Origin of the sequence: Nocardioides sp. LHD-245 (assembly GCF_030929495.1) — a bacterium.
GTDB lineage: Bacteria > Actinomycetota > Actinomycetes > Propionibacteriales > Nocardioidaceae > Nocardioides.
Map to the genome: position 1 here is coordinate 1 of NZ_JAVFWN010000012.1, position 16982 is coordinate 16982.

Below are 16982 nucleotides of genomic sequence, written 5' to 3' on the forward strand. Positions count from 1 at the left end.
GATGCCACCGCGGCCCGGCTGAAGATGGACGTCGAGGAGTTCCGCCGCCTGAGTGCCGAGGCCAACCCGGTCAAGCGGGTCGGGTTCCCCGCCGACATCGCCGCCGCGGTGACCTTCCTCTCGAGCGACGAGGCGTCGTACATCACCGGCCAGACGCTCTACGTCGACGGCGGCGTCTCGCTCGGCACCTGAGCCGCCGAGGCTAGGTCGTGTGCCTGAGACCCTGGATGTGTCCGGAGCCTCAGGCACACGACGTCACTCGAACCAGAAGCCGGCGGTCGCGAGCTCGGTGACCTGGTCGAGGCTGAGCGGCGGCTCGTCGGCGATCACCGTCGACCTCCCTCCGTCGGGGTCGAACCCTTCGGAGTCGGTGCTGTTGAAGGCGCTGACGTCGATCGACCAGCCGTCGGGCGTGCAGATCCCGGCCCAGTTGCCCGTGAAGCCGCTGGTGTCGGAGCCGTCCCCGCCGTCGCCGGAGCGCGGCCACAGCCAGGACCCGTCGGGCAGTTGACGGCCGTCGGGCCCGCAGGACTTCTTCGGCGAGTACGCCGTCCGCTTGGCCAGGCAGGTCGGGTCGGCGGCGCACTTCTGCTCCCGCATCCTGCTGGCCCATGAGATGCAGGCCTGCTCGGGGGAGCGGGGAGGCAACTCCGGCGGCGGGTTGGCCCGATCGAAGCCTGTCACGTCCGTGGCGGTCTTGGCGGCGTCGCGGATGGCCTGGCTCCAGGTCTCCTTGTCCGCGTCGACCAGCGACGCATCGCAGCCTTCGGGCTTCTGGCCGGGCTCCACGGACCGTGCCCAGCCCTCGGGATCGACGCTCCCGTCGTAGATCCTGACCTGGACTGCCGCGCCGTCGAGGCGCAGACCGATCTCCAGACCGCGTTGGTACGGGGAGCCGGGCTCATCGAACACGGGCTGGACCTCGAGGTCGGTGACCTCGCCGCCGGGCAGGCGGTCGAGCAGCCCCCGCACCAGGACGTCGTCGTCGGCCAGCGCACGCTGGTCGCCGCTCGGCGTGGTGATCGCGGCCGTGGGCGGGGTGGCGACCGGGAGGTCGCGCGCCGTCCCGCCGCCGGGTGCGGACGCCCAGGCGACGGCGCCGACGGCGAGGGCGCCGACCACCGCGCCGGAGACGCCGACGGTCGCGCGGCGCCGGCGCAGCCGACGGCGGCCCCGGCGGGCGCCGCCGGCCACCAGGTCCGCGACGTCCGGGTCCAGTCGCTCCGCGGCGCGCTCCATGACTGTGGTCAGGTCGTGCTCGTTCATCGCAGTGCCTCCTTCCGCATCCGCGCCAGGGCGCGCATGCTCCGATTGCGGACCGCTCCCGAGGTGAGTCCCAGGGCGTGCGCGACCTCCTCGACGGACAGGCCGTCCAGGTGCCGCAGCACCACGACGGCCCGGTCGACCGGCGTGAGGTCGGCGAGTGCATCGGTGAGCGCGAGTCGCAGGTCGGTCGTCCCGGCGTGATCCGTGCCGCAGTCGGCGCCGGCCGTGTCGAGGCCCGGCAGGTCGGCGTACGGCACTTCGGTGCTGCTCGCCCGCCGCCGGGCACTGATGAAGGTGCGGGTCAGCACCGTCTGGGCGTACGCCGCCGGGTTGTCCAGGCGCGGTCCGCGGCGGCGGTGCATCCGCACGTAGACCTTCGCCAGGGTCTCCTGGACCAGGTCCTCGGCCTCGGTCCGGTGTCCGCAGAGCAGCCACGCGGCGCGGTAGAGGTGCGGCGCCCGCGCTCGGGCGAACTCCTCGAACGGATCGGGGACCGGGGGGTCAGGCTCGAACACGGCACTCCTGGGACGTCGTTTGCGCTTCCTCCTGTACGACGCATCGTGCGCCCATCCCGTCACAGGCCGGCGCCGCGGAAGTGGACCCCGCCGCGCGACACGCGGGGGCGGCTCCATCCTCGGGACGCGGCGTGGGACAGACTGACCGGGTGCGTGCTTCCACCCTCCGCAGCGCCCTGCCCGCTTCGCTCGTCGTGCTGAGCCTCGTGCTCGCCGGCTGCGGGGGTGGGGACGACGGTGACAAGAAGTCGGACGGCGACAGCACCGCGGAGGCGAGCCCGACGCCGGAGGTCCCGCAGATCTGGCCGCTGACCGGTCTCGAGGCGCAGCCGGGGCAGTCCGTCGAGCTGGACCGTCCGGTCGTGGTCACCAAGATCGACAACTCGCCGGCCAGCTCTCCGCAGGTCGGGCTGAGCAAGGCCGACCTGGTCGTCGAAGAGCTGGTCGAGGGCGGCATCACCCGCCTGGCCGCCTTCTACTACTCCCAGCTGCCCGGCGACATCGGCCCGGTCCGTTCGATGCGGGCCAGCGACATCGGCATCGTCTCGCCGGTGGGCGGCGTGATAGCGACCAGCGGCGCGGCGGCACCGACCATCGCCCGGATCGACCGCAACAAGATCAAGTACTTCAGCGAGGGCGGCCCCGGCTTCTACCGCAACAGCGGCCGCAGCGCGCCCTACAACCTCTTCACCGACCTCAAGAAGGTCGCCAAGGCGGCCGAGGACGGCAAGACGGCGCGCCCGGCCGACTACCTGCCGTGGGGCACCGAGGCGGACTTCGCCGGCGGCGCCCCGGCCCCGACCCTCTCCGCGCACTTCGGCAGCCGGACCACCAACTGGCGTTTCGAGGACGGCAGCTACACCAACACCAACTCCAACGCCGCCCAGGGCGACCACTTCCAGGCCAGCTCGGTGCTGGTGCTGCGGGTGAAGGTCGTCGACGCCGGCTACACGGACCCGGCCGGCAACTTCGTGCCGGAGAGCAGGTTCGAGGGCACCGGCGCCGCGCAGCTGTTCCACAACGGCCAGGTCGTCGAGGGCACCTGGACCAAGGACAAGGTCGACTCGACGCTGAGCCTCGCCACCGCCGACGGCGCGGAGCTCAGGGTGCCCGCCGGCAAGGTCTGGATCGAGCTGGTGCCGGTCGAGGCCAACAACGGGTCGGTGACCGTCGGCCAATAGCCGCGCGCCCCGACAGGGGCGGTGTGGGCCCGATGTTGTCACGCGGATGACGAGATCGGGTGGTCTCCGGGGAGCGCCCCGGGAGCATCGGCGGCCGCGCCGCGGATCCGTCTAGTTTTCTCAGGACAGACGACCCCGAGCGGCAATCCGAGATGTGACATGAAGCGCTATGAGGAGCCGAGGGCTCGCCCCGCGGTGATCATCGCGACCGCCGTCCTCGCGGTCGTCGTCGCGGCTGTCGGGGTCGTGCTGGCGATCGGGCCCGCCGGAGGCATGGGGGAGCGGTCGATGCCGTCCGGGGAGGGCACGAGCCCGCCGGTCGCGTCGGTCCACCGGGACCACGAGAGCGCCTGTCAGGCCTTCCGGGCGGCCGCGCTGAACCGATCCGTGGCACCGGCCGTCGCCGCCGAGGACCGCGCGATGCTGGCCCGCTCGCTCCTGCGCGACCGTCCCGAGGGCGGCGTCCGGTCGATCGGTCTCAGCATGTGCGGCAACGCCGAGGTCGTGGTGGTCGGTGTCGCGGACGACGCGGTCCGGGTCCCTGCGGCTGGTCCGGGCGGCACCCCGGTGCTGGCCTATCTGCAGGCCGGGGCCCTCGCCTTCTGAGCCGTCCCTGACGGGCGAGGCCGGAAGCGGTCGGGGTCAGTCCCGGTCCGCGGCGCCCCGGTCGTCGGCGCCGGCGAACGCGCTCGGCATCGCGACACCCTGCTCCACCAGGCTCTGCACGCCGGCGAGCAGGAAGCCGATCGCGCTCTCGACCCGGCGGGCCGCGGCCTCGGGGTCGGCCGCCGTGGCGACGGACTCGCCGGCCGAGGACATCGCGCCGAAGAAGATCCGCGCGAAGGTCTGCAGCATGTCCTCGTCGAGGTCCCATGCGCCCGCGTCGAGGGTGGCCCGGACGATCTCGACGATATTGGCGAAGGTCGAGCGCTCCTCCTGCTCGCGGTAGCGCTCGTAGCCGAGCACCGCCGGCCCGTCCTGGATCACGATCCGCCGGTACGGCGACTCCTGGACCACGTCGAGGAAGGAGCGCAGGCCCTCGGTCGCCTTGCGCCACGGGTCCTTCTGGCCCCGCAGCGACTTCTGGATCCGCTTGGCGGCCTCCTGCTCGACCCGCTCGAAGACGGATTCGAAGAGCGCCTGCTTGCCGGAGAAGTGGTGGTACAGCGCGCCCTTGGTGACCCGGGCGCCGGAGACGATCGCGTCGAGCGAGGTGGCGGCGTACCCCTTCTCGGCGAACAGCCGCTCCGCGACGTCGACGAGGGCCCGCTTGGTCGAGGCGGAGTACGACGCCCGCCGGGATCCGCCCGGGACACCCGGCACGGGGACCTTGGGGACGAGCTTCGACACCGATGCCTTCGCCACCCGCTCAGCATAGGCGCGCGCTCGGGTCCGGCGTGACACCGGTCACGGCCCGGGGTGGGCGGGATCACGGTGTCGCGCCGTTGGGCGTACCGACGGTCTGCTCCATACTCGTAGTACGTACCAGCGGTATGTCGGAGCTCCCGAATCCGGCGGCCGCCGATCGAACGAGGAGTGCTGACCATGACCTGGACGGCCTTTCACAACCGGGGCGAGACCCTCCGCTCCGTCATCGCGACCTCCGCCGTGCGCCGCGACGGCATCCTGCCCATGGACGTCGACGGCGTCTCCGCGGCCTTCCGTGACGAGCTCGACCTGCTGGCGGCCCTCACCCTGAAGTGGCACACCCGCCTGTCCGGCCAGGCCGAGCGGATGCTCGCCCACCAGCCGATGGATCTCGACGAGGCCGTCGCGATCGCGTGGAGCAACACCGCCCACGAGCTCCCCGGCGTGCGGCTGATCATCGACCACTACCGCGCGCACCCGCTCGACGACGCGATGGCGTCGGCGATGGCCACGGCGGGCTTCAAGGAGCATCACCTGCTCGCCGTGATGGCGGGCCGCACCAGCATCGGCGACGCGGCCGCGGGCCGGATCGGCGCCGAGATCGAGGAGCGGGCGCGCCTGCTCCATCGCGGTCTGCCGATGATCACCCCGGACGCGGTGTACGCCGAGCCCGAGGTCCGCGGGTCGCTGCTCGAGCGGCTGCGCGCCGTCGTCGCAGCCTGACCGCTTGTAACTAAGGGTTACGGTGCGGTTATCCACCACATTGGCCTCATGGGTCCCAAATCCGTGCTGTAACCCTTAGTTACATGAGCGGCGCCTCCTTCTGCACGGGGGATGATGGAGGCATGTCGAGCGAGCTGAGTGCCGGACACCTGCTGCTGGCGTCGGCCCAGCTGCTGGACCCGAACTTCGTCGACACGGTGGTGCTGCTGCTCGACGTCAACGACGACGGCGCCCTCGGGGTGGTCCTCAACCGCCCCACCGCGCTGCCGGTCTCCGAGGTGCTGGGCGAGTGGGGCGAGGTGGTCGAGGAGCCCGAGGTGCTCTTCCAGGGTGGCCCGGTCGCGACCGACGGAGCCCTCGCGGTGGCGCTCGCCGCACCGGGCGGCGAGGACGCCGCCGGGTTCCGGCCCGTGTGGGACCGGGTCGGCCTGCTCGACCTCGACACGCCCCGCGAGCTCGTCGACGGCAGCGTCGACCGGCTGCGGATCTTCGCCGGGTACGCCGGCTGGGGGGCCGGCCAGCTCCAGGCCGAGATCGAGGAGGGGAGCTGGTACGTCGTCCCCGGGCAGGTCGACGACGTCTTCGGCGGTGACGCCCGCGACCTCCGCCGCCAGGTGCTGCGTCGCCAGCCCGGCGATCTCGCGCTGCACGCCACCCGTCCGCTGGACCCGGAGCTCAACTGACGGTCTCTCCAACTTGAGACTTCACTGTCTCATATGAGACAGTGAAGTCTCACTAGGAGGAACCATGAGTACCCGGGACACGGTGCTGGCCGCAGCGCAGCGCCTGCTCGCCACGGACCCGACCGCGCCGATGGCCGAGATCGCCGCCGCGGCGGGCGTCGGCCGCGCGACCGTCCACCGTCACTTCGCCAGCCGCGAGGACCTGCTCCACGAGATCGGCCGCCGCTCGCTCGACCGCTGGGCCGAGAGCATGACCGAGGCGGGGGTGGCCGGCGCCGTCGCGTCTGCCGACCCGGCGCTGATCCGGGCCTGTCTCGACGACATGATCGGCCGCTTCGTGGTCGACGCCGACGAGTACGGCATCGCCCTGACCGACCCCACCGTCGTCAACGGCCCGGCCCTGCGCGAGCGCGCCGACGCGCTGTTCGCCGAGGAGGTGACCCTGTACGCCGCCGCCCAGGCAGCCGGCGTCCTGCGCTCCGACGTCGCGGCCCGATGGTTGGGCCACAGTCTCTACGGCCTGCTCGTCGCCGTGCGCGACGCGCTGGTCGCCGGCGACATCGCGGCGCGCGACGCCCAGGACCTGGTCCGCTCCACCTTCCTCGAGGGCGGGGCGGCCCGATGACCGCCACGACCCCGCGCACCACGCCGTCGCGGGCCGGCGTCGCGCAGGACCGCCGCCGCTGGGGCGGCCTGGCCGTCCTCGCGGCCAGCCTGCTCGTCGTCGTGATGGACATGACCGTCCTCAACGTGGCGCTGCCCGAGCTGACCGAGGACCTCCACGCCGGTGCCCTCGCCCAGTTGTGGATCGTCGACGTCTACTCGCTCGTCCTCGCCGGCCTGCTCGTCCCGGTGGCCGCCCTCGCCGACCGGTGGGGCCGGCGCCGGATGCTGCTGATCGGCTTCGCCATCTTCGCCCTCGCCTCCCTCGGCGCGTTGATCGCCCGGAGCCCGGGCGACGTGATCGCCGTGCGCGCCCTGCTCGGCATCGGCGGCGCGATGATCATGCCCGCCACGCTCTCGCTGATCCGGGCGCTCTTCCCGGACGCCCGGGAGCGGGCGTTCGCCCTGGGCCTGTGGGCCGCGACCGCCGCGGTCGGCAGTGCGATGGGGCCGATCGTGGGCGGCGCGCTGCTCAGTGCGTTCAGCTGGCACGCGGCCTTCCTGGTCAACGTGCCCCTCATGGTCGTCGCGCTCGTCGCCGGTCTCCTGCTGCTGCCCGAGAGCCGCTCGGAGAAGCCCGGCCGGGTCGACGCGCTCGGCGTACTGCTCTCCGTGGGCGGCATGGTCGCGGCCGTCTACGGCATCAAGCACCTCGGGAAGGGCGACCTCGACGTCGTCACCGTTCTCGTCCTGCTGGTGGGCTTCGCTCTCCTGACGGTCTTCGTGCGGCGCTGCCTGCGCCAGGACGAGCCGATGCTCGCCGTCCGCCTCTTCGCCGACCCGGTCTTCCGCTCCGGCGTGGCCACGGCGCTGGTGAGCAGCACCGCGATGATGGCGCTGCTGTTCGTCGGCTCGCAGTGGCTGCAGTTGGTCCAGGGCTGGAGCCCGCTGGTCGCCGGCGTCGCCCTGCTGCCGATGGCCCTCGGCGGCCTGATCGGCCCGCCGCTGGCGCCCGCGGTCGCCGCGCGGCTCGGCGCCCGCAACGTGGTCGTCGCGGGCCTGGTCGTGCTCGCCGCCGGCCTGCTCACGCTGTGGGTGCTCCCGCGCCCCCTGGCCTACGCCGGCGTCGCGGTCGCGCTGCTCCTCGTCGGCTTCGGTACGGCGGCCCTCGGGCTCGCGTCCGCGCTGATCATGGGCTCGGCGCCGGTCCACCAGGCCGGCTCGGCAGCCGCCGTCGAGGAGATGTCCTACGAGGTCGGCGGCGTGCTCGGCATCGCCGTGCTCGGCAGCCTCGCCGGCGTGGTCTACCGGCACGGTCTCCCGGCCGGCGCGGACGATGCGGCCGTGGAGTCCGTCTCGGGTGCGCTCGGGACGCCGTTCGAGCCCGCGGCGCTGGCGTCGTACACCGATGCGTTCGGAGTGGTCGGCCTGGTCGGCGGCGTGCTCACCCTGCTGGTGGCGGTCCTCGTGTGGTTCGGGCTCCCGAAGGACGTCGATGTCTCCGGCAGCCACTAGACTGCGCGACGTGACCACGATCGGCTTCTCGACAGAAACGGACGTCCGCGAGGACCGCCGCACCGTCCCGACCGACGAGGGCGACCACGAGCGTTTCTCCCACTACGTGGAGAAGGACAAGCTCACCGAGGCGATGGTGATGGGCACGCCGGTGGTGGCCCTGTGCGGGAAGGTGTGGGTGCCCAGCAGGGCGCCCGAGAAGTTCCCGGTCTGCCCGGAGTGCAAGGAGATCTGGGAGGGTCTCGGCGACGGCAAGCCGGGCGACGGATCCGGCGGCGAAGGGTCCGGTCCCGACGCATGACCTCGCTCGGTCCGGCCTGGCCGGAGCGGGCAGCCTGGGGCACGGCGCCGTCGCTGCGTGCCTGGCAGTCCGCCGCGCTCACCGACTACCTGGCCCGCAACCCGCGTGACTTCCTCGCCGTCGCCACGCCCGGTGCCGGCAAGACGACGTTCGCCCTCACGGTCGCCGCGGAGCTGCTCGGCCGCCGGCTGATCGACCGGCTGATCATCGTCGCGCCGACCGAGCACCTCAAGATGCAGTGGGCCGAGGCCGCGGCGCGGGCGGGGCTGCCGATCGACCCGACGTACTCGGCGGGCTCGGGCAAGATCTCCAGCGACTACGTCGGGGTCGCGGTCACCTACGCGGGCGTCGGCGTCAACCCGCTGGCGATGCGGATCCGGACCGAGCGCTTCAAGACCCTGGTCATCCTCGACGAGATCCACCATGCCGGCGACTCGATGAGCTGGGGCGAGGGCGTGCGCGAGGCCTTCGAGCCGGCGGCGCGCCGGCTGGCGCTGACGGGCACGCCGTTCCGCTCCGACATCAACCCGATCCCGTTCGTCACCTATGCGCCGGGCGGGGACGGCGTGCCGACCTCGGTGGCCGACTTCACCTACGGCTACGCCGAGGCGCTGTCCGACCATGTCGTGCGGCCGGTGCTGTTCCTGGCCTACTCCGGCCAGATGAGCTGGCGGACCCGGGCCGGCGACGAGGTCGTCGCGTCGCTGGGCGAGCCGCTCACCAAGGACATGACCTCCCAGGCGCTGCGCACCGCGCTGGACCCCGACGGGTCGTGGATCCCGTCCGTGCTGGCCGCGGCCGACAAGCGCCTCTCGGAGGTGCGCCGCCACATCCCCGACGCGGGCGGGCTGGTGATCGCCTCCGACCAGGACAGCGCCCGCGCCTACGCCAAGCTGCTCAAGCAGATCAGCGGCGAGTCCGCGACCGTCGTCCTGTCCGACGAGAAGGCGTCCTCGAAGAAGATCTCCGCGTTCAGCGAGAACGACAGCCGCTGGATGGTGGCGGTCCGGATGGTGTCCGAGGGCGTCGACGTGCCGCGCCTCGCGGTGGGCGTGTGGGCGACGACGACGTCGACCCCGCTGTTCTTCGCGCAGGCCGTCGGCCGTTTCGTGCGCGCCCGCAAGCGCGGCGAGATCGCGTCGGTGTTCCTGCCCTCGGTGCCGAACCTGCTCACCTTCGCCGCCGAGCTCGAGGCGCAGCGCGACCACGTGCTCAAGCGCCGGGTCAGCAGCGACGGCGACATCTTCGCCGCCGAGGAGGACCTGATGAACCAGGCCAACCAGGGCGACGCCGCCTCCGACGAGCTCGAGGCGCTGCCCTTCGAGGCGCTCGGCTCCGAGGCGCGCTTCGACCATGCGCTCTACGACGGCGCGCAGTTCGGCCACGAGGGCGAGGTCCACGTGGGCTCGGACGAGGAGATGGACTTCCTCGGCATCCCCGGGCTGCTGGAGCCCGACCAGGTCAGCGCCCTGCTCCAGCAGCGGCAGGCGGACCGGCGTCGTACCCGGCGCCCGGAGGCCGGCGACGAGCGCGCGGCCGACACGGTCGCCGAGGTGACCACCCACGAGCACCTCGGACTGCTGCGCCGCGAGCTCAACTCGCTGGTCGCGTCGTGGCACCACCGCACCGGCCAGGCCCACGGGATCACCCACGCCGCGCTGCGCAAGGAGTGCGGCGGTCCGGCCGCCGCGGTCGCCAACGGCGATCAGCTGCAGAAGCGGATCGACCGGATCCGGGAGTGGGCGGTCCGCAAGACGTCGTGAGTCGCCTGCACCGGTGCAACCCGATAGGGAAGCCTGACCTAACTTAGGCTACGCTTCCTTGTCGTGACGACGGTTCTCGAGGGACGCGATCTGGTGCTGGGTTACCAGCGCAGCACGGTGGTGCACGGGGTCTCGGTGCGCCTCGAGCCGGGCCGGGTCACCGCGCTGATCGGACCCAACGGCTCGGGGAAGTCGACCGTGCTGCGCTCGCTGGCCCGGCTCCACCCGGTCGCCGAGGGTCGGGTCACGCTCGACGACGCGGACACCGCACCGCTGAGCGCCAAGGAGTTCGCCCGCCGGGTGACCCTGCTGTCCCAGTCGCGGCCGCACCCGTCGGGTCTGGAGGTCCGCGACGTCGTCGCCTTCGGACGCCACCCCCACCGCGGTCGCTTCGCCGGCGCGACGGACACGGACCGGGCCGCCGTCGACCACGCCATGGCGGTCACCGGCGTCGACGGCATGGCCGACCGGCCCGTCGACCAGCTCTCCGGCGGAGAGCTCCAGCGGGTCTGGCTGGCCACCTGCTTGGCCCAGGACACCGCCGTCGTGCTCCTCGACGAGCCGACCAACCATCTCGACCTGCGCTACCAGGTCGAGACCCTCGATCTGGTCCGCGACCTCGCGGACCGCCACGGGACGGCGCTCGGCGTCGTCCTCCACGACCTGAACCATGCCGCCACCGTGGCCGATCAGGTCGTGCTGCTGCACCAGGGCACGGTGCGCGCGGTCGGCACACCGGTCGACGTACTCACGCCCGTGCATCTGTCCGCCGTGTACGGGCTGCCCATCCGCTGCCTCGTCGACCCGGACACGGGCGCGGTGCGGGTGGAGGCCCAGGGCAGGCACCAGCGGCACCGCTCCAGTTGACGCGCGCCGACATCACCGAACCACAGTGAGGAACCCGATGAAGACCCGACCGATCGCCGCTGCCCTGACGCCCATGGTGGCGTTGCCGCTCGGCCTGCTCCTGGCGGCCTGCGGGACGACCGACACCGGCGCCGACAAGGAGGCCCCGAAGGCCAACGACTCGGCCGACTGCTCCGCCGACGAGACCGCGACCGCCACCGGGCCGGTGACGCTCACCGACAGCTATGGCCGCACCGTCGAGCTGGACAAGCCCGCCGAGCGCGTGGCCGTGCTCGAGTGGCAGCAGGTCGAGGACGTCCTCACCCTGTGCCTGACCCCCGTCGCGGTCGCCGACGCCGAGGGCTACGCCACCTGGGACACCGCCGAGGAGCTGCCCGAAGGCGTCACCGACGTGGGCACCCGCGGCGAGCCGAACCTGGAGACCCTCTTCGGCGCCGATCCCGACCTGGTCATCGTCGAGGCCTACACCGCCGAGGACGAGATCCTCAAGCAGCTGGCGAAGTACGACGTACCGGTGCTCGCCACCAAGGGTGCCGACGCCGCCGACCCGGTGGCCAACATGCTCGGCACCTTCGAGCTGATCGCGCAGGCGACCGGTCGCGAGGAGCGGGCGAAGGTCGTCGTCGACGACTTCAACGCGCACCTCGCCGAGGCGAAGGACGAGGTCGCCGCGACCGACGCCACCTCGTTCGTCTACTTCGACGGCTACGTGCAGGGCGGCAACGTCTCGATCCGTCCCTTCGGCCAGGGCTCGCTCATCGGCGAGCTCGGTGAGGCGCTCGGCCTCACCAACGCCTGGACGGGCGAGGTCGACGAGGCGTACGGCCTCGGCCAGACCGACATCGAGGGCATGAGCGAGCTCGGCGACGCGACCTTCCTCTACACCGGCACCGTCGACCCCGAGGGCGACGTGAACGCCACCCTCGCCGAGAACGCCGTCTGGCAGAAGATCCCCGCTGTCGCCGAGGGCCGCAGCCACGCGTTCCCGCCGGGCGTGTGGACCTTCGGCGGCCCACGCTCGGCCGAGCAGATCATCGACGCGTACGTCGACCTGCTCACGAAGTAGGCGGAGCAGGCAGCCCAGGCACCCAGCGATGACCGTCGAGCAGCAGCAGCCCGCCACCGCGAACCCGACCGAGCCGGCCGGGGCGAGGCCTCGGCTCGGGGCCTCGGGCCTCGCGGGCGCGAGCGGCGCCCTGCTGCTGCTCGTCGCCGTCCTGCTGGGAGCCTCGCTGTGGCACCTCACCCAGGGCACGTCCGCGATCGGCGCGGGCGACCTCGTCCGCTGGCTGCTCGGCGACCGGGACGGCTCGGGACCCGGAGCCGACGCCGGCGACGTCCTGATCGGCTCCCGCGTCCCGCGACTCGCGGCGGGCATCGCCGTCGGCTTCGCCCTGGGCGTGGCGGGCGCGCTCTTCCAGTCGCTGGCCCGCAACGCCCTCGCCTCGCCCGACACCCTCGCCGTCACCGGCGGTGCCTATCTCGCGGTGACCGTCGTGGCGGCCTTCGGCGTGACGGTGCCGATCTGGGCCTCGGGGCTGACCGCCTTCGCCGGTGGCGGGCTCGCCGCCTTCCTCGTCCTCGGCCTCGCCGGCGGCGCGGGTACGGCGACCACGCGGCTGGTCCTGGCCGGCTCGGCCGTGGCGCTGGCCCTGCAGGCCGCCACGTCCACCCTGCTCATCCTGTTCCAGGAGGAGACCACCAGCCTGTTCGCCTGGGGGAGCGGCTCGCTCAGCCAGCTCGGGCTGCGCACCTTCCAGCAGGCCGCGCCGGTCGTGGTCGCGTGCACCGTGGCGGCGCTGCTGCTCGCCCGGCGCCTCGACCTGCTCGGCCTCGGCGACGACAGCGCGGCGGTGCTCGGCGTGCCCGTCCGCTCGACGCGTGCCGCGGGCACGGTGCTCGCGGTGCTGCTCACCGCGGCGTCGGTGACCCTGGCCGGCCCGATCGGCTTCGTCGGCCTGTTCGCCCCCGTGATCGTGCGGCTGTGCGGCCGGATGGTGCCGGCGCTGAACCGGCACGCCGTCCTCATCCCCGCCGCCGGCCTCACCGGTGCCGTCGTCGTGATCCTCGCCGACGCGCTGATCCGGGCCGTGCTCGGTGCCGACCAGGCGATCTCGATCCCGACGGGCATCACCACCACCCTGATGGGCGCGCTGGTGATGATCGTCCTGGCTCGCCGCGGCCGCGACTTCGGCCCGACCCGGCAGACCGCCGCGGCGCGGGTCCGGGTGGGCGGCCGGGTGCGCTTCCTCGTCGTCCTCGCCCTGGTCGTCGTGGCCGCCGCCGCGGTGACCCTGCTCAGCCTGCTGGCCGGCGACACCTGGCTGCGGGCCGGCGATCTCTCCCTGTGGCTGCGCGGCGAGGCCGCGCCGCTCATCCAGTTCGCGCTCGACGAGCGTGCGCCCCGGGTCGCCGCGGCGGTGCTGGGCGGCGCGGCGCTGGCGCTCTCCGGCGCCCTGGTGCAGGCGACCTGCCGCAACCCCCTGGCCGAGCCGGGCATCCTCGGCATCACCGGTGGTGCCGGCGTGGGGGCCGTGATCGTGGTGACCGGGGCCGGCGTCTCTCAGGCCGCGAGCAACGGTGCGATCCTGGTCGGCGCGGTCACCGGTGCCCTCGTCGCCTTCGCCCTGGTCTACGGCCTCGCCTGGCGGCACGGGCTCGACGCCGACCGGCTCCTGCTCATCGGCATCGGCACCTGGTACGGCGCCGCCGCGCTGACGACGTTCCTGCTGGTGCGCTCGAACCCCTGGGACACGCCGCGGATCTACACCTGGATGTCCGGGACGACGTACGGCCGCACGTTCGAGCAGGTGCTGCCCGTCGCGGTCGTGCTCGCCGTCGCGCTGCCGCTCGCCTGGCTGGTCCGCCGCGACCTCGACCTGCTCGCCCTCGACGAGGACACCCCGCGCCTGGTGGGCGTGCGTCTGGATACCGTTCGCCTCGTCGTCCTGGTCACGGCGGCGCTGCTCGCCGCGACGAGTGTCGCCGCGGTCGGCGTGGTGGGCTTCGTGGGACTGGTGGCACCGCACATGGCGCGCGCCCTGGTCGGGGGGCGGCACGCGCGCTCGGTGCCGGTGGCGATCCTGCTCGGGGCGGTGCTGCTCGGCCTCGCCGATCTCGTCGGCAGGACAGTGATCGCGCCGGCTCAGGTCCCGGCAGGGCTGGTCGTGGCGCTGATCGGCGCGCCTTACTTCGTCTACCTGCTGGCGCGCTCGCGCGCCTGAAACGGCCGGACGCCGGGCCCCGGGCGGGTGGCGACCCCCCGGGGATCGTCGACGTGGTGGCCCGCGGCGCAGCGGACCTCGACGTGGACGGGCTCCTCGCACTCGCGGTGCACGAACACGGTCGGTGGACCTCCCGGGTCGGCCAGGTGGCGGTCGCCCCAGTGGCTGATGGCGAGCAGGATCGGCTGGAGCTCGAGGCCCTTCGCGGTCAGCCGGTACTCGTGCCGGGTGCGGGCGCCGTCCTGACGGTAGGGCTCCTTGCGCAGGATGTCGTGCTCGACCAGGGAGGCGAGCCGGTCGGTGAGCACCTGGCGGGGGATGCCCGCATGGCGGCGGATGTCGTCGAAGCGGCGGACGCCGAGGAACACCTCGCGCAGCACGACGACCGTCCACCGCTCGCCGAGGATGGCCATCGCCCGGCCCAGCGTGCAGTTGTCGACCGACCACGCGAGCGCGGGCGGTGAGCTCGGGGGAGCATCGGTGGCTGCCATCGCTCCAGCATAGGGCGACCCAGGTCTCATTGACAGACTCAGCCTCGCGCTGGTCTGATGGCGCTATGACTGAGTCCGCGACCAAGACCCAGCTCGCCGCGGCCGACCCGGCGACGCTCGACGGCTTCGAGCAGCTGCGGGCGATGCGCGACGGGCGGCTCCCCGTCGCGCCGATCGCCGACACCCTGGGCTTCGCGGGCTTCGACGTACCGGAGCGGGGGACCGCGGTCTTCGAGCTCGACCCCGAGTTGCGCCACTACAACCCGATCGGCAGTGTGCACGGTGGTGTCTTCGCGACCCTGCTCGACTCCGCCTGCGGCTGCGCCGTCCACTCCACCCTCGCCGTCGGCGAGGGTTATACCTCGCTCGACCTGACGGTGAAGTTCCTCAAGCCGGTCACCGTCGACTCCGGCCGGCTGCGCGCCGTCGGCACGGTGCTGCAGCGCGGCCGCCGTACCGCCCTCGCCGAGGCGAAGCTGTACGACGGCCGCGGCAAGCTGGTCGCCTACGCCAGCTCCAGTTGCATGATCTTCAGCTGAGCGCGACCCGGCGCAGATTGAACTCTGATCCGCGCTGACCCGGCGCAGGTTGAACTCTGATCCGCCCCGACCCGGCGCAGATTGAACAGGCAGTCGTTCAATCTGCGCCGGGTGGGCGTCGTCTTTTGTTCAATCTGCGCCGGGTCGGCGTCATTCTCGGTTCAAACTGTGCCGGGTCAGGCGAGATCGCCCAGTGCCTCGGCCTGGGCCTCCTCGGCGGAGTGCGGGGCGGGAGCGGATCCCCCGCGCAGCGCCGTGCCGACCGTGCGCGCTCCGGCGAGCAGGACGGCGACGCCCACCGCGACCGCGATCCCGCCGAACCAGAACGGCGCGGCGGAGCCCTGGTGCTCGGCGAGCTTGAGCGCGACGTAGGGGCCGACGGCGCCGCCGGTGAATCGGACGAAGGAGTACGCCGCGGACGCCACCGGCCGCTCGACCGGGGCCGCTCCCATGACGGCCTCGGTGACCAGGGTGTTGATGACGCCGAGGAAGGCGCCGGCCACGACGATGCCGACGATCACGACCACGGCCGTGTCGGCGCCGACGGCCATCATCAGCAGGTCGAGCGCGAACAGCGCGAGGGCGCCGATGAGCGCCGGCACCGTGCCGATCCTGCGCTGCACCCAGGGGGCGAACGCGACGGACGCGATCGCGAGCAGCACGCCCCAGCCGAAGAAGATCCAGCCGATCTGCATGATCCCGGCCTCGGGCAGCGCGAACGGCCCGGCGGCGAGCAGCGAGAAGAAGCCCAGGTTGTAGCAGACTGCGACGGCCGCGATCACCGCGAGCGCGGGATGGGCGAGGGCCTTGAACGGGTCCGCCAGCGTCGTACGCCGCGGTGCGGGCGGCGTCGCGGGCAGGAAGACCGCGGTCGCGACGAGCGCGATCGTCATCAGTACGGAGACCCCGAAGAACGGGCCGCGCCAGGAGTGCTCGCCGAGCAGGCCGCCGATGAGGGGGCCGGACGCGATGCCGAGGCCGAGCGCGGCCTCGAACAGGATGATCGCCTGCGCGAGCGATCCCTTCGACGAGCTCACGATCGTGGACAGCGCGGTGGCGATGAAGAGGGCGTTGCCGAGACCCCAGCCGGCACGGAAGCCGATCACGGCGCCGACCGACCCGGACATGCCGGCGAGTCCCGCGAAGACGATGATCAGCGCCAGTCCGGTGAGCAGCGTGCGCTTGGCTCCGATCCGGGAGGAGACCACGCCGGTGACCAGCATCGCCACGCCCATCACCGCCATGTAGCTGGTGAAGAGCAGTGAGACCTGGCTCGGCGTCGCCTCGAGCTTGGCCGCGATCTCCTTGAGGATCGGGTCGACCAGGCCGATGCCCATGAACGCGATGACACAGGCGAAGGCGACCGCCCACACCGCGCGCGGCTGGCGCAGGAAGGATCCGCCCTCGGCGGCGTGGGTGGGGGTGTGGGTGCCGGCGGTGGCGGTCACGAGAGTCCTTCCGGAGTCGTCGGGGGAGTGGGTTCGAGGACGGCCTGGAGCACGGCCACGGCGGTCGCGAGGTCGTCGGCGGTGAGATCGGTGCGAGCGAGGCGCTCGGAGACGAGCGCGGCGCTGAGCCGCCGGATGCGACGCAGCTCGGCGCGCCCCGCGTCGGTGAGGTCGACGAGGCTGCTGCGGGCGTCCTCGGGATGGGGCGCCTTGGTCACCCAGCCCAGCTCGACGAGCTGGCGGACCTGGCCGGTCATCGTCGGCTGCGAGCAGCGGTCGACCTGGGCGAGCGCGGTGATGCCGAGCGGCCCGGTCTCGTCGAGGATCGAGAGCACCCGGGTGCCGGCGCTGGGCGCGTGCGCCCGCCGGACGAGCCGCACCAGCCGGGCGGCGTACACCGTGAGGTCGCTGCTGAGGGCGTCGACGCCGGGATTGCTCACGTCCGACCAAGTTACATAGGAAACCTATACATGTCGAGCGGGGGTGGCACACGAC

The 16982-nt window shown here is 72.8% G+C and carries 19 protein-coding genes; 13 read left to right on the plus strand and 6 right to left on the minus strand.

Annotated features, from left to right (window positions below):
• The coding region (locus RB608_RS17670; protein WP_308089363.1) for an SDR family oxidoreductase at nt 1–192 on the plus strand (192 nt) is incomplete at its 5' end.
• Between the two features lie 63 nt (nt 193–255).
• Here RB608_RS17670 and RB608_RS17675 read toward each other — a convergent pair.
• Together RB608_RS17675 and RB608_RS17680 are read right to left on the minus strand one after the other, a co-directional pair.
• Complete coding sequence (locus RB608_RS17675) at nt 256–1266, minus strand: hypothetical protein (RefSeq protein WP_308089364.1); 1011 nt, start codon at nt 1264–1266, stop codon at nt 256–258.
• Nucleotides 1263–1781: a SigE family RNA polymerase sigma factor gene (locus RB608_RS17680; RefSeq protein WP_308089365.1), complete on the minus strand. Its 519-nt coding sequence runs from the start codon at nt 1779–1781 to the stop codon at nt 1263–1265. The genes RB608_RS17675 and RB608_RS17680 overlap by 4 nt, the downstream gene beginning before the upstream one ends.
• 149 nt (nt 1782–1930) lie before the next feature.
• Between RB608_RS17680 and RB608_RS17685 the strand changes: the two genes are divergently transcribed.
• The gene (locus RB608_RS17685; protein WP_308089366.1) at nt 1931–2962 is read left to right on the plus strand and encodes a DUF3048 domain-containing protein; all 1032 of its coding nucleotides are present in this window, start codon (nt 1931–1933) and stop codon (nt 2960–2962) included.
• Between the two features lie 159 nt (nt 2963–3121).
• Complete coding sequence (locus RB608_RS17690; RefSeq protein ID WP_308089367.1) at nt 3122–3568, plus strand: hypothetical protein; 447 nt, start codon at nt 3122–3124, stop codon at nt 3566–3568.
• 36 nt (nt 3569–3604) lie between these two features.
• Here the strand turns inward: RB608_RS17690 and RB608_RS17695 are convergent, their stop codons facing one another.
• Nucleotides 3605–4327: a TetR family transcriptional regulator gene (locus RB608_RS17695; protein WP_308089368.1), complete on the minus strand. Its 723-nt coding sequence runs from the start codon at nt 4325–4327 to the stop codon at nt 3605–3607.
• A 180-nt stretch (nt 4328–4507) separates the two neighbouring features.
• Between RB608_RS17695 and RB608_RS17700 the strand changes: the two genes are divergently transcribed.
• The 9 genes from RB608_RS17700 to RB608_RS17740 all read left to right on the plus strand — a co-directional run bounded on the left by RB608_RS17700 (nt 4508) and on the right by RB608_RS17740 (nt 14009).
• Nucleotides 4508–5053: a hypothetical protein gene (locus tag RB608_RS17700; protein ID WP_308089369.1), complete on the plus strand. Its 546-nt coding sequence runs from the start codon at nt 4508–4510 to the stop codon at nt 5051–5053.
• Nucleotides 5054–5175: 122 nt separating this feature from the next.
• A complete protein-coding gene (locus RB608_RS17705) occupies nt 5176–5736 on the plus strand; it encodes a YqgE/AlgH family protein (RefSeq protein WP_308089370.1) in 561 nt (186 codons plus the stop codon).
• Between the two features lie 64 nt (nt 5737–5800).
• Complete coding sequence (locus tag RB608_RS17710; RefSeq protein ID WP_308089371.1) at nt 5801–6361, plus strand: TetR/AcrR family transcriptional regulator; 561 nt, start codon at nt 5801–5803, stop codon at nt 6359–6361.
• Nucleotides 6358–7854 (plus strand): MFS transporter, encoded by a 1497-nt coding sequence (locus tag RB608_RS17715; protein ID WP_308089372.1) that lies wholly within the window; start codon nt 6358–6360, stop codon nt 7852–7854. The genes RB608_RS17710 and RB608_RS17715 overlap by 4 nt, the downstream gene beginning before the upstream one ends.
• A gap of 10 nt (nt 7855–7864) precedes the next feature.
• On the plus strand, nt 7865–8155 hold the full coding sequence (locus tag RB608_RS17720) for a DUF3039 domain-containing protein (RefSeq protein WP_392391013.1): 291 nt from the start codon (nt 7865–7867) through the stop codon (nt 8153–8155).
• Entirely contained in the window at nt 8152–9918 is a 1767-nt protein-coding gene (locus RB608_RS17725; RefSeq protein WP_308089373.1) for a DEAD/DEAH box helicase, read from the plus strand. Before RB608_RS17720 ends, RB608_RS17725 begins: the two co-directional genes overlap by 4 nt.
• Before the next feature lie 63 nt (nt 9919–9981).
• Nucleotides 9982–10785 carry an ABC transporter ATP-binding protein gene (locus RB608_RS17730; RefSeq protein WP_308089374.1) on the plus strand — a complete coding sequence of 268 codons (804 nt, stop codon included), beginning with the start codon at nt 9982–9984 and terminating at the stop codon, nt 10783–10785.
• 37 nt (nt 10786–10822) lie between these two features.
• Nucleotides 10823–11851: an iron-siderophore ABC transporter substrate-binding protein gene (locus RB608_RS17735; RefSeq protein WP_308089375.1), complete on the plus strand. Its 1029-nt coding sequence runs from the start codon at nt 10823–10825 to the stop codon at nt 11849–11851.
• A 28-nt stretch (nt 11852–11879) separates the two neighbouring features.
• Nucleotides 11880–14009 (plus strand): iron ABC transporter permease, encoded by a 2130-nt coding sequence (locus RB608_RS17740; protein WP_308089376.1) that lies wholly within the window; start codon nt 11880–11882, stop codon nt 14007–14009.
• Here RB608_RS17740 and RB608_RS17745 read toward each other — a convergent pair.
• Complete coding sequence (locus RB608_RS17745) at nt 13982–14500, minus strand: helix-turn-helix domain-containing protein (RefSeq protein WP_308089377.1); 519 nt, start codon at nt 14498–14500, stop codon at nt 13982–13984. The genes RB608_RS17740 and RB608_RS17745 overlap by 28 nt on opposite strands.
• Nucleotides 14501–14565: 65 nt before the next feature.
• Between RB608_RS17745 and RB608_RS17750 the strand changes: the two genes are divergently transcribed.
• Nucleotides 14566–15039, plus strand: coding sequence for a PaaI family thioesterase (locus tag RB608_RS17750; protein WP_308089378.1), 474 nt, complete (start codon nt 14566–14568; stop codon nt 15037–15039).
• Nucleotides 15040–15215: 176 nt separating this feature from the next.
• Here RB608_RS17750 and RB608_RS17755 read toward each other — a convergent pair whose 3' ends face one another.
• Together RB608_RS17755 and RB608_RS17760 are read right to left on the minus strand one after the other, a co-directional pair.
• Nucleotides 15216–16487: an MFS transporter gene (locus RB608_RS17755; protein WP_308089379.1), complete on the minus strand. Its 1272-nt coding sequence runs from the start codon at nt 16485–16487 to the stop codon at nt 15216–15218.
• Nucleotides 16484–16927 carry a MarR family transcriptional regulator gene (locus RB608_RS17760; protein ID WP_308089380.1) on the minus strand — a complete coding sequence of 148 codons (444 nt, stop codon included), beginning with the start codon at nt 16925–16927 and terminating at the stop codon, nt 16484–16486. Before RB608_RS17760 ends, RB608_RS17755 begins: the two co-directional genes overlap by 4 nt.
• Between the last annotated feature and the right edge of the window lie 55 nt (nt 16928–16982).

Coding starts and splice junctions, on each gene's coding strand:
- RB608_RS17705 (WP_308089370.1), top strand. CDS start 5,176: ATGTCGAGCGAGCTGAGTGCCGGACACCTGCTGCTGGCGTCGGCCCAG.
- RB608_RS17750 (WP_308089378.1), top strand. CDS start 14,566: ATGACTGAGTCCGCGACCAAGACCCAGCTCGCCGCGGCCGACCCGGCG.
- RB608_RS17735 (WP_308089375.1), top strand. CDS start 10,823: ATGAAGACCCGACCGATCGCCGCTGCCCTGACGCCCATGGTGGCGTTG.
- RB608_RS17715 (WP_308089372.1), top strand. CDS start 6,358: ATGACCGCCACGACCCCGCGCACCACGCCGTCGCGGGCCGGCGTCGCG.
- RB608_RS17710 (WP_308089371.1), top strand. CDS start 5,801: ATGAGTACCCGGGACACGGTGCTGGCCGCAGCGCAGCGCCTGCTCGCC.
- RB608_RS17740 (WP_308089376.1), top strand. CDS start 11,880: ATGACCGTCGAGCAGCAGCAGCCCGCCACCGCGAACCCGACCGAGCCG.
- RB608_RS17690 (WP_308089367.1), top strand. CDS start 3,122: ATGAAGCGCTATGAGGAGCCGAGGGCTCGCCCCGCGGTGATCATCGCG.
- RB608_RS17745 (WP_308089377.1), bottom strand. CDS start 14,500: ATGGCAGCCACCGATGCTCCCCCGAGCTCACCGCCCGCGCTCGCGTGG.
- RB608_RS17725 (WP_308089373.1), top strand. CDS start 8,152: ATGACCTCGCTCGGTCCGGCCTGGCCGGAGCGGGCAGCCTGGGGCACG.
- RB608_RS17675 (WP_308089364.1), bottom strand. CDS start 1,266: ATGAACGAGCACGACCTGACCACAGTCATGGAGCGCGCCGCGGAGCGA.
- RB608_RS17700 (WP_308089369.1), top strand. CDS start 4,508: ATGACCTGGACGGCCTTTCACAACCGGGGCGAGACCCTCCGCTCCGTC.